This is a genomic window from Streptomyces laculatispora (genome assembly GCF_017353455.1).
GTDB lineage: Bacteria > Actinomycetota > Actinomycetes > Streptomycetales > Streptomycetaceae > Streptomyces > Streptomyces laculatispora.
This window is the reverse complement of the sequence record NZ_JAFMPZ010000656.1, coordinates 1-13,506: the sequence shown is the minus strand read 5'-3', so window position 1 is coordinate 13,506 and position 13,506 is coordinate 1. Positions and strand designations below refer to the sequence as shown.

Annotated in this window: 13 protein-coding genes and 1 pseudogene; 4 read left to right on the top strand and 10 right to left on the bottom strand. The window is 70.5% G+C overall.

Annotation, left to right across the window (positions count from 1 at the left end):
* A pseudogene (locus J1C73_RS35355) lies at positions 1 to 110 on the bottom strand (AraC family transcriptional regulator); the annotation flags it as partial.
* A gap of 434 nt (positions 111 to 544) precedes the next feature.
* Between J1C73_RS35355 and J1C73_RS34045 the strand changes: the two are divergent.
* A complete protein-coding gene (locus J1C73_RS34045) occupies positions 545 to 1,351 on the top strand; it encodes an SGNH/GDSL hydrolase family protein (RefSeq protein ID WP_207319734.1) in 807 nt (268 codons plus the stop codon).
* Between the two features lie 94 nt (positions 1,352 to 1,445).
* On the opposite strand, the gene J1C73_RS34040 is transcribed toward J1C73_RS34045, so the two are convergent.
* Together J1C73_RS34040 and J1C73_RS34035 are read right to left on the bottom strand one after the other, a co-directional pair.
* A complete protein-coding gene (locus J1C73_RS34040; protein WP_123460148.1) occupies positions 1,446 to 1,835 on the bottom strand; it encodes a nuclear transport factor 2 family protein in 390 nt (129 codons plus the stop codon).
* Positions 1,836 to 1,915: 80 nt separating this feature from the next.
* Complete coding sequence (locus J1C73_RS34035; protein ID WP_207319733.1) at positions 1,916 to 2,755, bottom strand: class I SAM-dependent methyltransferase; 840 nt, start codon at positions 2,753 to 2,755, stop codon at positions 1,916 to 1,918.
* Positions 2,756 to 2,826: 71 nt separating this feature from the next.
* Here J1C73_RS34035 and J1C73_RS34030 point away from each other — a divergent pair, with 71 nt between their 5' ends.
* Positions 2,827 to 4,689 (top strand): S9 family peptidase, encoded by a 1,863-nt coding sequence (locus J1C73_RS34030; RefSeq protein WP_372446783.1) that lies wholly within the window; start codon positions 2,827 to 2,829, stop codon positions 4,687 to 4,689.
* 73 nt (positions 4,690 to 4,762) lie between these two features.
* Positions 4,763 to 5,623, top strand: coding sequence for an SURF1 family protein (locus tag J1C73_RS34025; protein ID WP_207319731.1), 861 nt, complete (start codon positions 4,763 to 4,765; stop codon positions 5,621 to 5,623).
* 100 nt (positions 5,624 to 5,723) lie between these two features.
* On the opposite strand, the gene J1C73_RS34020 is transcribed toward J1C73_RS34025, so the two are convergent.
* From J1C73_RS34020 to J1C73_RS33990, 7 genes are all read right to left on the bottom strand, one after another.
* Positions 5,724 to 6,974, bottom strand: a complete 1,251-nt coding sequence (locus J1C73_RS34020; RefSeq protein ID WP_207319730.1) for a hypothetical protein — start codon at positions 6,972 to 6,974, stop codon at positions 5,724 to 5,726.
* 116 nt (positions 6,975 to 7,090) lie between these two features.
* A complete protein-coding gene (locus tag J1C73_RS34015; protein WP_207319729.1) occupies positions 7,091 to 7,666 on the bottom strand; it encodes a SigE family RNA polymerase sigma factor in 576 nt (191 codons plus the stop codon).
* Positions 7,667 to 8,025: 359 nt separating this feature from the next.
* On the bottom strand, positions 8,026 to 9,090 hold the full coding sequence (locus tag J1C73_RS34010) for an aspartate-semialdehyde dehydrogenase (RefSeq protein WP_207319728.1): 1,065 nt from the start codon (positions 9,088 to 9,090) through the stop codon (positions 8,026 to 8,028).
* Positions 9,087 to 10,358 carry an aspartate kinase gene (locus tag J1C73_RS34005; RefSeq protein WP_123460154.1) on the bottom strand — a complete coding sequence of 424 codons (1,272 nt, stop codon included), beginning with the start codon at positions 10,356 to 10,358 and terminating at the stop codon, positions 9,087 to 9,089. The genes J1C73_RS34010 and J1C73_RS34005 overlap by 4 nt, the downstream gene beginning before the upstream one ends.
* A 227-nt stretch (positions 10,359 to 10,585) precedes the next feature.
* Positions 10,586 to 12,202 carry a DHA2 family efflux MFS transporter permease subunit gene (locus tag J1C73_RS34000; protein WP_207319727.1) on the bottom strand — a complete coding sequence of 539 codons (1,617 nt, stop codon included), beginning with the start codon at positions 12,200 to 12,202 and terminating at the stop codon, positions 10,586 to 10,588.
* Between the two features lie 152 nt (positions 12,203 to 12,354).
* Positions 12,355 to 12,699: a VOC family protein gene (locus J1C73_RS33995; RefSeq protein WP_123460156.1), complete on the bottom strand. Its 345-nt coding sequence runs from the start codon at positions 12,697 to 12,699 to the stop codon at positions 12,355 to 12,357.
* Position 12,700: 1 nt separating this feature from the next.
* Complete coding sequence (locus J1C73_RS33990) at positions 12,701 to 12,880, bottom strand: ribbon-helix-helix domain-containing protein (RefSeq protein ID WP_123460157.1); 180 nt, start codon at positions 12,878 to 12,880, stop codon at positions 12,701 to 12,703.
* A 58-nt stretch (positions 12,881 to 12,938) separates the two neighbouring features.
* Here J1C73_RS33990 and J1C73_RS33985 point away from each other — a divergent pair.
* Positions 12,939 to 13,506 (top strand): cupin domain-containing protein (locus J1C73_RS33985; RefSeq protein WP_207319726.1); only part of this gene is annotated, 568 nt, incomplete at its 3' end.

The following is a 13,506-nucleotide window of genomic DNA, read 5'->3' as shown; positions in this document are numbered from 1 at the left end:
CCACCGGTCTCCCGGTTGGCCAGCGCGAACACCTCGGCCGGACCGGTGACGTCGAGCAGGTCGACGTCGGCGAAGACCGCGATCACGACGCGGCAGGTGCTGGAGGACATGCGTCCATCGTCACCGCCGCACCGCATGACCGCAATGACGGCTGTCTGTCACATTCGGACACCGGGCCCACCGGGCGGATGCCCATCAGAACCACCATGCGGATGCCCCTTCAGGACCGCATCGGGCCGAAGCGCGGCCGACCGGACCCCCGGCGCGCGCCGGGGGTCCACCCGATGGCTCGCCGCCCTCTGACGACCATGCATCCAGCCGCCGCGCGAGCGCCTGCGAAGTAACGGCCGGATAGACGTAAACCCCTTGTTTCGGGTGGAGTTCAAGGATTATCTACGCGCGGAGCTACAGCCGCCGAACGATCATTCGGGCAATTCCGACAGGTTCCAGTCTGGCTATTACCGACTGGTACCCGTAGCTGCTACAACAGTTGACGCTCAATCAACCCCCCACCCACCCCCCACACTTCGGAGGGCTGACAGCTATGTCAGTACGGAGATTCTGGGCGTCCGCATCCACTCTGCTCCTCGCCGCCGCGGCCGCTCTGGGTATGGCCCAGCCGGCCTCGGCATCCTCCTCGGCCGCCGCCGGCGGGTACGTCGCCCTGGGCGACTCGTACTCGTCCGGCGTCGGCGCGGGGAACTACCTCTCCGACAGCGGTGGCTGCCGGCGCAGCACCAACGCCTACGCCTACCTCTGGGCGGCGGCGAACTCGCCGTCCTCGTTCGACTTCGTCGCCTGTTCGGGCGCCACCACGAGCTCGGTGGCGAGCAGCCAGCTCGGCCCGCTGAGCCCGTCCACCTCGCTGGTCAGCGTGACCGCGGGCGGTAATGACGTCGGGTTCGCCGACGTCATGCAGGACTGCGTGCTGTCGGGTGAGGCCGTCTGCCTCGCCGGCGTGAACTCGGCCGTCTCGCAGATGAACGGTTCGCTGCCGGCCGGTCTGAGTTCGCTCTACGGGTCCATCCACTCGAAGGCCCCGCAGGCACATGTCGTGGTGCTCGGCTACCCGCGCTTCTACAAGATCGGCGGGAGCTGCATCGCCGGACTCACGGAGGCGGAGCGCACGGCCATCAACAACGCGTCCGACGTACTGAACGGCGTCATCGCCAAGCAGGCCGCCAACGCGGGATTCACCTTCTCCGGCGTTGCGGACGAGTTCACCGGGCACGAGCTGTGCTCCGGCGACCCGTGGCTCCACAGTGTCTCGATCCCCATCGAGAACTCGTATCACCCCAAGGCGGAGGGACAGTCGGGCGGCTACCTGCCCGCCTTCAGCTCAGCCGCGTAGGACCACGGGAAGCAGCGGCGCGGCAACGGCTGCGGAGCCCCGGCTCCCAGGCCCTGCCGCGCTTCTGCGGTTCCTCTCCCCCGCCCGGCCGCGCTCAGTACCGCTCGACGAGATGCTCCCGGCCCGCCGGGGGCTCGTACGGCTCGGGCCAGAAGTCGGTGATCTCGCTGATCCGCCCCTCCGCGTCGAACGTGAAGAAGTGGATGGCGTGCATCTCCCGCGCGCCGACCGTGAACAGCGTCCGCACCGCCACCTGCCCTCCGTCCCGGTCGGCCACTATCCGCTCGACCCGCACCCGCCACTCCCCCGGGTACTCCCGGTTGAAGCTGACGTACCGCTCCTTGCCGCGGATGCGCTCGCGGGTCTGCGGCAGGTCGTACAGCACTTCGTCGGCGAGCGTCGCCGCGAAGGTGTCCCAGTCGCGGAGGCCGGCCGCGGTCCAGTAACTCTCGACCGTGGCACGCGGATCAGCAGTCGTGGTCATGATGCGAGTCTGGACCCCAGCACTGACAATCGCCCTGACCATGGGCAATGGCCCGCCCGGCTCCGGCTCCGGCTCCGGTGCTAGGGAAGCCGTTCCGGCCGGGTCGCCTTGATCGAGTACATCAGCGGGATGCGGGGCCGGTCCGCCGGGAAGCGGTAGCAGCCGTCCGACTGACGCTCCAGCGCGGGAAAGCGTGCGAAGAGCGAGGCGTCGTGCTCGTGCAGGAACTCGATCCGGAGCCCCGCCGCGGCCAGGGCCGAGACCACACTGCCCACCGGGTGCTGCCATTCGACGCTGCGGTTGTGGACGGTCGGCGCGTCGAAGTCCGCGTACGTGCCCGGCGTCTCGTCCACCCAGGCCTCGCGGCTGAAGTAGTCGTGCACGATCCGGGTGCCGGTCGCGTCGTCGAGGCAGTCGGTGAGCGGATGGAACTCCGCCAGGTAGAGGAAACCCCCGGGCGCGACGAGCGAGGCCGCCGTCTCGGCCCAGCGGTCCATGTCGGGCAGCCAGTTCAGCGCGCCGACGCCGGTGTAGACGATGTCGTACGAGGAGTCCGGGACGGCCTCCGCCGCGTCGTGGACGTCGGCGGCGACGAACGCCGCCCGGTCCGGGGGCAGGCCGAGGTCCCGGGCGAGCGAGCGGGCGGTCTCGACGGCCGGTTCGGAGAAGTCGAGACCGACGACCTGGGCGGCACCGTGCCGGGCCCAGGAGAGGGTGTCGAGTCCGATGTGGCACTGGAGGTGCAGCAGCGTCCGGCCCGTCACGTCCCCGACCTCCGCCAGCTCGAAGGCGCGCAGGGAGTCCTTGCCCGCGCGGAAGGAGTCGAGGTCGTAGAAGTCACTGCCGGTATGGATGGGCACACGTTCATCCCACATCGCGCGGTTGGCCTCGCGCCAGTCGGCGGGTATCGGTGCATGCATGTCCGCGAGGTTATCCACAGGCTGCGGACGGGGCGAACGGATTGTCCGCGGCCCGGCGCAGAATGGGGAGCATGACTGAGACCACTGGTTCGACGACCGATTCCGTTCCGGAGTGGGAGCAGCGTTTCCGGGCTCCCCGGGTGTCCCTGCCCGGCTGGGCGGAGGACGCGCCGGACCGCGCCCTGTTCGTGTCCAACGCGACGGGGACGTACGAGCTGTACGCCTGGGACCGGGCGACCGGTGAGCAGCGCCAGGTGACCGACCGGCCGAACGGGACGACGGACGGCGCACTGACACCGGACGGCGAGGCCATCTGGTGGTTCAACGACACCGACGGCGACGAGTTCGGGGTGTGGATGCGCCGGCCGTTCCGCGACGGCGGGGGCGGCGCCGAGGCCGCGAAGGACGAGCCGGCGGCGCCCGGACTGGAGCCCTCGTACCCGGCCGGGCTCGCGATCGGCCGGGACGGCACCGCGGTGGTAGGCCGTTCGACGGACGAGGACGGGACGACGGTCCACGTCGTACGGCCCGGGGCGGTGCCCGTCGAGATCTACCGCCACCGCGAGTCGGCCGGGGTCGGCGACCTGTCGCACGACGGGACGCTGATCGCCCTGGAGCACACCGAGCACGGTGACGCGATGCACTCCGCGCTGCGCGTGGTGCGGCCGGACGGCACCACGGTCGCCGAGCTGGACGACACCGAAGGGGGCACGAAGGAGCTGGGCCTGGCCGTTCTCGGCTTCGCCCCGGTGGCGGGCGACACCCGGCTGCTGGTCGGGCACCAGCGGCGCGGCCGCTGGGAGCCGATGATCTGGGACCCGGTGGCGGGCACCCAGACGGACCTCGCCGTCGAGCTGCCCGGCGACGTGGGCGCCGAGTGGTACCCGGACGGCTCCGCGCTGCTGATCGAGCACGGCTTCGAGGCCCGCAGCGAGCTGTGGCGGTACGGGCCGGCGGCGGGCGACGGCACCCTGGTGCGGGTGGAGACGCCCACCGGTTCGGTGTCCGGGGCCACCGCCCGCCCGGACGGCACGGTGGAGTACCTCTGGTCGTCGGCCGCCGAGCCGCCCGTCGTCCGGTCCACGACCGGTGCGGTGGTGCTCGATCCGCCGGGTGCGAAGGCTCCGCGGTCCGTGCCGGTCGAGGACGTGTGGGTGGAGGGGCCCGGGGGCCGGGTCCACGCGCTCGTCCAGCGTCCCGCGGCCCCGGCCGAGGGGCCGTTCCCGACCGTCTTCGAGATCCACGGCGGCCCGACCTGGCACGACAGCGACGCCTTCGCGGGCGGGCCCGCCGCCTGGGTGGACCACGGCTATGCGGTCGTCCGGGTCAACTACCGCGGCTCGACCGGCTACGGGCGGGCCTGGACGGACGCGCTCAAGCACCGGATCGGCCTGATCGAGCTGGAGGACATCGCGGCGGTGCGGGAGTGGGCGGTCAAGTCCGGCCTCGCGGACCCGTCGAAGCTGGTCCTGGCCGGCGGTTCGTGGGGCGGCTACCTGACCCTGCTCGGCCTCGGCACGCAGCCCGGCGACTGGGCCGTGGGCCTGGCCGCGGTCCCCGTCGCGGACTACGTCACGGCGTATCACGACGAGATGGAGGGCCTGAAGGCGATGGACCGCACCCTGCTGGGCGGGACGCCGGAGGAGGTGCCCGAACGCTTCGAGGCCTCGTCGCCCCTGACGTACGTCGACGCCGTGCGGGCCCCGGTCTACATCTCGGCGGGCGTCAACGACCCGCGCTGCCCGATCCGCCAGGTGGAGAACTACGTGGACCGGCTGAAGGACCGCGCCGCCGTGCACGAGGTCTACCGCTACGACGCGGGTCATGGCTCGCTCGTCGTGGAGGAGCGGATCAAGCAGGTGCGCCTGGAGCTCGACTTCGCCGCCCGCCACCTGGGTACGCCGGGCCGTACCGGCACGGATCAAACCGCGTAGGAGCCGGATAAAGGGCTGCTCCACGAGTGCCCCCGCTCCGGACGGCCGGAGCGGGGGACCGTACCGTGGAGGGGTGTACCGGTTCCTGCTGACCCCGCGATGGTGGGGGATCAACCTCTTCGTCGTGCTGGCCATCCCGTTCTGCGTGTTCATGGGCACCTGGCAGCTCGGCCGCTTCGAGGACCGCGTGCAGACGCACGAGGCCGCCGACAAGCAGCCCGCTCCGGGCACGAGGACCGCCAAGCCACTCGACGAGCTGCTGCCCGTCGACACGGTGACCTCCGGCCGTCCCGCCACTGCGACCGGCCGGTACGCCGACCAGTTCCTGGTGCCCGGCCGGAAGCTGGACGACCGGAACGGCTTCTACGTCGTGGACATGCTGCGCACCGACAGCGGCAAGGCGCTGCCCGTGGTGCGGGGCTGGCTGCCCGGGAAGGCCGGACACACCTCGGTGCCGGCCGCGCCGACCGGCGACGTCACCGTGACCGGCGACCTCCAGGCCTCGGAGAACCCGGCCACCGCGGGGGTCGACGCGACGGGCGGGCTCCCCGACGGCCAGGTCGGCATGATCAGCGCCGCGTCACTCGTCAACCTCGTGCCCTACGACGTGTACGACGCGTGGGTAACACTCCAGCAGCCCGACACCCCGGCGGCTTCGGGCGCGGCTGCGGGTGCGGGTGCGGCCAAGGGCGCCGCTGCCCTGCGCCCCGTACCGGCCGCCGCGGCGCAGGGCACCGGGCTCGACCTGAAGGCCTTCCAGAATCTGGGCTACCTGTGCGAGTGGTTCGTCTTCGCGGCGTTCGTGCTCTTCATGTGGTTCCGGCTGGTCCGGCGTGAGGCCGAGGCCGTCCGGGACGTGCGACTGGGCCTCGTCGCCGACACGGGCGCGACCCCGGACCGGGACGCGGACACGGACACACCCGCGGCCCCCTGAACGCCGAGCCCGGCCCAGCTCAGCCCGGTCCCCAGGGGCAGGGGCGCCTGCCCGTACCCACGGCCCGCCCCACGCCTCCTGCGCCGCTCCTGCGTCACTCCTACGACGACGGCTCCAGCGCGCCCGTCCGGTAGATCGTGCCCGCACAGGCGTTGGCGATCTTCGTCTCCGCGACCGGCGCTCCCGGTTCCGGGGTGTGCTGCACGGAGACGCTGCCCGGCGCCGTCCCTGCCCCGTCCTCGCTGCCGAGCTGCGCCTCCGTACCCGTTTCGGTGCCCCCGGTCCCGCTGCCCGTACTGGCACCGTCCGAGCCCCCGGCGTCGCCGGCCGCACCGTCGGTCGGGGTCGGGGTCGGTGAACTGCCGGTCGACGGGCAGGTGTCCCCCGGAATCCAGGCGAACTGCACCTCGTACGCCATCTCCGGCTTCAGCAGCACCGTCGACTCCTCCTCGGCGGGATCGGGCAGTCCGGACGCCGCGTCCCCCTGGGTGTGCCGCACGACCACGATCTTGGCCGGGTCCGCCGCGCCCATCGCCTCGAAGCCCACCGTGCCGCCGCTGTTCACCGAGCAGTTCTTGCCGGAGACGTTGGCGATCCGGAACGTTCCGTACACCGTGCCGTCGGCACCGGCCGCGCCGGTGCTGGCCGAGGCGACCCCGAGCTGGTCGGGCGAGCAGGTCGGCATACCGGCCGCCGCACTGGCCTGCGGGTCGGCCGAACCGCCGGCCACGGTGCCCTCCACGCCCTGGCCGCGGCTGGCGGACGGGCTGGCCGAGCTGTCGGGAACTCCGTCACCGGCGTCCTCCCGCCCGTCGCTCCCGCCGCCGCCGTTCGCACCGCCGGAAGCCGGTCCGGGCTCCTGGCCGTTGCCGCCCTGCGCCTGCGCGCCGTGACCGGCGATCGCGGGGCTGGCGGCGTTCGAGCCCTCGGAGTGCGCGACATGGACGAAAGCGGGGATCGCGGTGCCGATGAGCAGGGCCGCCGCCGCCGCTCCGACGAGCGCCTGCCGCCGCCGGGCCCGACGGGCGGGCACCGCGCGGTACAGATGGTCGAGGCTGCCGTCGCGGGGTTCAAGGTCCCGCACGGCGCCGCGCATCATCCGGCGCAGCGCGTCCTCGTCGACGTCCCCACCATCGCCGGAGCCTGACCCTGATCCTGATCCGGAGCCGGAGCCGCTGCCGAAGAGGTCGGTCAGCAGACCGGCCGCCAGGGTGTCGGCGGGAGCGTCGACACCCCTCAGGGGCGTCGGTCCCACGACCGCGCCGGGCTCCGTGCCCGGTGCCGCGTCGCGGTCCGCGCCCGGCTCCGTATCGTGGTCCGTGCCCGGGGTGCTGTCCGGCCCGTGATTCACAATTCCGTTTCCAGTCCGGTCAATCCGACGTCCGAATGAGGGCCCGTGCCGATGTCCGTGCTCGCCTTCGTGGCCGTGCTCGCCTTCGTGGCCGTGCTCGTGGCCGTCGCGCCGGCTCATGCCTGCGCCTCCATCACCACGCGCAGCGCCGCGATTCCGCGGGAGCCGTACGCCTTCACCGAGCCCAGGGATATCCCCAGGGTCGTGGCGACCTGCGCCTCGGTCATGTCCGCGAAGTAGCGCAGCACGAGTACCTCCCGCTGGCGCCGTTGCAGCCCCCGCATCGCCTTGATCAGCGCGTCCCGCTCCAGTTGGTCGTACGCACCCTCCTCCGCGCTCGCCATGTCCGGCATGGGCTTGGAGAGCAGCTTCAGCCCCAGGATGCGGCGACGCAGCGCGGAGCGGGAGAGGTTGACGACGGTCTGGCGCAGGTACGCGAGTGTCTTCTCGGGCTCCCGTACCCGGTTGCGTGCCGAGTGCACGCGGATGAACGCCTCCTGCACGACGTCCTCACAGGACGCCGTGTCGTCCAGCAGCAGGGCCGCGAGGCCGAGCAGCGAACGGTAGTGGGCGCGATAGGTTTCGGTGAGATGGTCAACGGTAGTTCCGGCTGCCACGCTGTCGTCAGCGCCCTCGCGCTGTGACGGCAGCCCCGTCGGGCGCGTAGCGGGCATGGGCGCGATCACCGGCATACCGCCGGGCGCGCGGGGCCGTCTGAGCGGTCGCACCGAAGCGCCGCGCAAGGGGCCCACCACTGTGATATCGAGTACCTCTGCCACGCCAGTTGGACACGTTTCCCCCCGTCAGGGTTGTACGCATACGGCACCGCGTTTGACACCATGCGAAATGCCTTCATACGTAACCGCTCTTCCCCAAATACCCCGAATGTGCGCCTCGTCGCGCAAGAAGTGACGGCATAGACGCGCGCCGCCCGACCAGCGGTTGCAACGGGCCGAAGGGTCATCGTCGGACACCGCGACACCCCAGCTCAAGAGGTTCAGACCAGCAACTTGCTCACAGGGCATTCACAGAGCGTACAAAACAGGTTCGATCAGGACCGGGGAAATTCGACAGCCACCGATTCGGCGATCTGCGCCACGTTCAGCGCGGCGCCCTTGCGGAGGTTGTCGCCGCAGACGAAGAGCTCAAGCGCCCTCGGCTCGTCCATCGACCGGCGGACCCGGCCGACCCAGGTCGGATCGGTGCCCACCACGTCGGACGGGGTAGGGAAGTCGCCCGCCCCGGGGTTGTCGTACAGCACCACACCGGGCGCGGTCGCCAGGATCTCGTGCGCCCGGTCGACCGTGACCTCGTTCTCGAAGCGGGCGTGCACGGACATCGAGTGGGTGGTGATCACGGGGACGTACACACAGGTCGCCGACACCCGCAGGTTCGGCAGATCGAGGATCTTGCGGCACTCGTCGCGGATCGCCAGCTCCTCGGACGACCAGCCGTCACCGGCGTCCGTCCCGGCCCACGGCACGACGTTGAGGGCGACGGGTGCGGCGAACGGGCCGCCGTCCGTGTCCCCCACGACCCGGCGTACGTCACCCGGCTTCGTGCCCAGTTCGGTACCGGTCACCACCGACAGCTGCTCGCGCAGCGCGGCGACGCCGTCGCGCCCGACCCCGCTCACGGCCTGGTACGAGGACACGATGAGTTCCCGCAGCCCGAATTCGGCGTGCAGCGCGCCGACCGCGACGATCAGTGCCAGCGTCGTGCTGTTCGGGCTCGCGACGATGCCGCGCGGTCTGATCCGGGCGGAATGGGGGTTGATCTCGGGGACGACGAGCGGAACGTCGCCGTCCATCCGGAAGGCCGCGGAGTCGTCGATGACGACCGCGCCCTTGGACGCGGCGAGCGGCGCCCAGCGCTCGGACACCTCGTCGGGCGCCAGGAACAGCGCCACGTCCACGTCGTCGAAGACGTCCTCGGAGAGTTCGAGGACCTCGGTCTCCTCACCGCGCACGACCAGCTTGCCGCCGGCCGAACGCGGCGAGGCGATCAGTTTCACCTCGCCCCAGACATCCGCGTGTTCCGAAAGGATCTGGAGCATGACACCGCCGATCGCCCCGGTCGCGCCGACGACCGCGAGCGAAGGGCGGCGTGCGGTCATCGGCCGGTGCCCCCGTACACGACTGCCTCGTCGGAGTCGCTGTCGAGACCGAAGGCGGAGTGCACGGCGCGCACGGCCTCGATGACGTCGTCGGCACGGGTGACCACTGAGATGCGGATCTCGGAGGTCGAGATCAGCTCGATGTTCACGCCCGCGTCGGACAGCGCCTCGAAGAAGCCCGCGGTGACCCCCGGGTTGGTCTTCATACCGGCGCCGACCAGGGAGATCTTGGCGATCTGGTCGTCGTAGCGCAGCGAGTCGAAGCCGATGGCACCGCGGCTGCGCTCCAGGGCGTCGATGGCCTTGCGGCCCTCGGACTTCGGGAGCGTGAACGAGATGTCGGTCAGACCGGTCGACGCGGCGGAGACGTTCTGCACCACCATGTCGATGTTGACCTCGGCGTTGGCGATCGTACGGAAGATCGCGGCGGCCTCGCCCGGCTTGTCGGGCACACCGACAACGGTGATCTTGGCCTCGGAGACGTCATGGGCGACTCCGGAGATGATCGCGTGCTCCACCTGCTGGTCCCCTAGCGGCTCGTTGCTGACCCAGGTTCCGCGCAGTCCCGAGAAGGACGAGCGGACGTGGATCGGAATGTTGTAACGGCGTGCGTATTCCACGCACCGGTGCAGCAGCACCTTGGAGCCGGACGCCGCCAGCTCCAGCATGTCCTCGAAGGAGATCCAGTCGATCTTCTGGGCCTTCTTGACGACCCGCGGGTCGGCGGTGAAGACACCGTCCACATCGGTATAGATCTCACAGACCTCGGCGTCCAGCGCGGCGGCGAGCGCAACCGCGGTGGTGTCGGACCCGCCGCGGCCGAGGGTGGTGATGTTCTTGCCCTCCTGGCTCACCCCCTGGAACCCGGCGACGATGGCGATGTTGCCCTCGTCGATCGAGGTCCGGATGCGGCCAGGCGTGACATCGATGATCCGCGCCTTGTTGTGGACCGAGTCGGTGATGACGCCGGCCTGGCTGCCCGTGAACGACTGGGCCTCGTGGCCCAGGTTCTTGATCGCCATGGCCAGCAGCGCCATGGAGATCCGCTCTCCGGCGGTCAGCAGCATGTCGAACTCGCGCCCGGCGGGCATCGGTGACACCTGCTCCGCGAGATCGATCAGCTCGTCCGTCGTGTCGCCCATCGCTGACACCACGACAACCACCTGGTTGCCGTTCTTCTTGGCGTCGACGATTCGCTTGGCGACACGCTTGATGCCCTCGGCATCGGCTACGGAGGAACCTCCGTACTTCTGCACGACCAGGCCCACGTGCGCTCCTCGCTCAGTCCATTGCTGCGGTCAGCTCAGTTTAACGAGCAGCCCGGAATCGCCTCGCCGATATCATATGCTGAGATGTCCCGCTCACCACGTGATCATCGGCGCGCCGTTCCGAACTGCTCGTACGAGGCTGTTGCCCGCCGATCACCCGCGCACTCCCTCATGTGTCCCAGCCCACACGCCCAGCTGCGGCATTCGGGGGGCGTCCGCCCCGGCTGTCAGGCCGGGGCGCCGAGGTCGGCCGGTTCCGGAGAGGTGCGCGGGCTGGTGCTCTGCCGGCGTCGTACCAGGAAGCACGAGACGGCGCCGACCGCGATCACGACGATGGGCAGCGCCAGGGTCGGCCGCATCGCGTGGACGACCCCGTGTTCGTACGTGGACGCCGCCGCCTGCTCGATGTGACGGGCGAGGCCCGTCGGCGTTCCCGGCGGCAGCTGGATCGCCGCGCCGTCCTGCCCGGCGCCGGCCTCCTGACCGCTCCTGGCGGCGTCGCGGAAGCCCGCCAGGAAGGGGCCGCGGACGTCGGCCGGGAGACCGGCAGCCCGCTCGGCCGCTTCGTCCTGCAGCGAGACGGCCAGACGGTTCTGCAGTACGGCGCCGACCGCTGCGCTGCCGAACACCGTGCCGACCTGGCGGATCGTGTTCAGCACACCGGAGGCGGCCCCGGCCATAGCGGGCTCCACGTTGTACATGGCGACCGTGACCATCGGACCGAACACGCAGCCGATGCCCACCCCGGACATGATCAGGGCGGGCTGGAATTCCCACCACGCACGGCCGACATCGGTGACCCAGGTGAGCCAGGCCATGCCGCCCGCGAACAGGGTCAGGCCGGTCATCAGGACGTACTTGCCGCCGATCCGGTCCGCCATCCGGCCCGAGACCGGTGACAGCACCGCTGACACCACCATCGCCGGCGCCATCACGAGTCCGGCCGTGAGCGCGCTGAAGTGCAGCACCGACTGGAGATAGATCATCACCGGCAGGAACAGGCCGAGCATCCCGACCTGGACGGTCGCGGCCACGAAACTCATGACCGCGTAGTCGCGGTCGCGGAAGAGCACGAAGGGGAGCAGCGGTTCGTCGTGCTGCCGGGCGCGCTGGTGGATCAGGAACAGCACCAGCAGCATGGCGGCGCCGCCCAGCAGTGCCCAGATGCCGACGCCCCAGTCGTACCGCTGGCCCTCGGTGAGCGCGAAGGTGAGACACACCAGCGTCATCGCGGCGAGTACGACGCCCACGACGTCCAGCTTCCGGCGGTTTCCCTGCCTGATGTCGGGCACGAGCCTGACGGTCATCAGGAGCACGACCGCGCCGATCGGGACGTTGACGAAGAAGATCCACCGCCAGCCGGCCGTGCTGACCAGGAGCCCGCCGAGAGTGGGCCCCGCGATCGTGGCCACGCCCGCGACCGCGCCCCAGACGCCGAGTGCGACGCCCCGGCGTTCGGCCGGGAACGTGCCGATGATGATCGTCATCGTCTGCGGCATCAGAGCCGCCGCGCCCAGTCCCTGTACGGCCCGGGCGGCGATGAGCTGGGCCGGGTCCTGCGACAGGCCGCACAGCACGGAGGCCACGGTGAACAGCGCGACGCCCCCGATGAACATGGCGCGCGGCCCGCGCACATCGCCCAGCCGGCCGAACATGATCAGCAGCGCGGCGAGGACGAGGATGTAGATGTTGATCACCCACAGCACCTCGTCCAGCGACGCGTGCAGGCTGCCCATCATGCTGGGGATGGCGACGTTGACGGCCGTCAGGTCCAGCAGTGTCATGAAGAATCCCAGGCTGAGCGTCAGCAGCACCGCCCAGGGATTGCCGCGCCATCTACTCATTCGTATCCCCTCCATAGCTCCTCGCAGCCCCCCGGTCAGGCGCTGTCCCTCAGAGTTCGCCCCGGCCGGTTCGACCAGGCCATCGCGCCGGACAGGGCGGCGCGGGCGTCGTCGGCCGAGGCGAATCAGGCCACCCTGGCGAGAGGGCGGCGTCAGCTCCTGGGAGGCGCCTGAAGACTCCACAGCCGTCCGTCGGGGTCCCGGACAGTCATCTCCCGGGTCCCGTAGTGCGTGTCCTCGAACGGGGTGACCACCTCCACGGCGGGACCGGGACGGAAGGCGTCCGCGTCGGACACCTTCAGCGCCACCTGCATGCCGGGCTCCCGGTCCTCGGGGATCTCGACAACGACGAGGTAGGCACCCTCGCCGTTGCGGAGTACGCCGGAGCCGTCGCCCTCCGAGGTCTCCAACTCGTAACCCAGCGACTGGAAGAAGCTCGCGGTCTTCCCCCAGTTGTGGGTCTCCAAGAACATCGCCTCGATGCCTTCGGTTGCCATGTCATGACTCCTTTCCGGATGAGTGCTGCCGCTGCCCGTGGGCGTCGTCGAGGTAGGCACGCAACGCCTCGGCGACCAGCGCCGACAACGACATCTCCGTCTCGATCGCGTGATGCTTGACCTGTCTGATCAGCTCAAGCGGCAGATACACGTTGAACTGTTTGACCTCCGTATCACCCATGAGGGAATGCTAGCATCCTAGATACCTAGCCAGATAGTCCATCGACAAGGACCCGCTCATGTCTGCTTCTGCGGCCGCCCACCACGACCCGGTTGTCGTCCGCGCGGGCGATGCCGAGCAGTTGCCCGAGATCGGCCACTACCTGCTGGCTGACGCCGGCGCCAGCAACGGCGCGCTCAGCGCCCACCGCATCCAGCTCGCCCGCGGCGCCGACGGCGCCGTCCCGCACCGGCACGACCACGCGTCCGAACTGTTCTTCGTCGTCGACGGAACGCTGGAGGTGCTCATGGGGTCGAAGGTCATCACGGCCGGCTCCGGTGACTTCCTGGTCGTCCCACCACGCTGCGACCACGCCTTCCGCGCCGCCCCGGAGAGCACCGCCGATGCCCTGATCGTGATCACCCCTGGCATCGAACGGTTCGAGTACCTACGGCAGGTCGCCAGAATCCGCCGGGGTGAGGCCGACCGCGACAGCCTGCTCACCGAGCAGCACCGCTACGACACCCACTTCGTCACCAGCCTCACCTGGCAGGGCACCACCAACGCCTCCCGGGCCGAGGGCGGGCGGCTGAGCGCGGCCCGCAGGGGCTGTCACCCCGAGCGTTCCTCGGCCCGGGAGGCGTTGG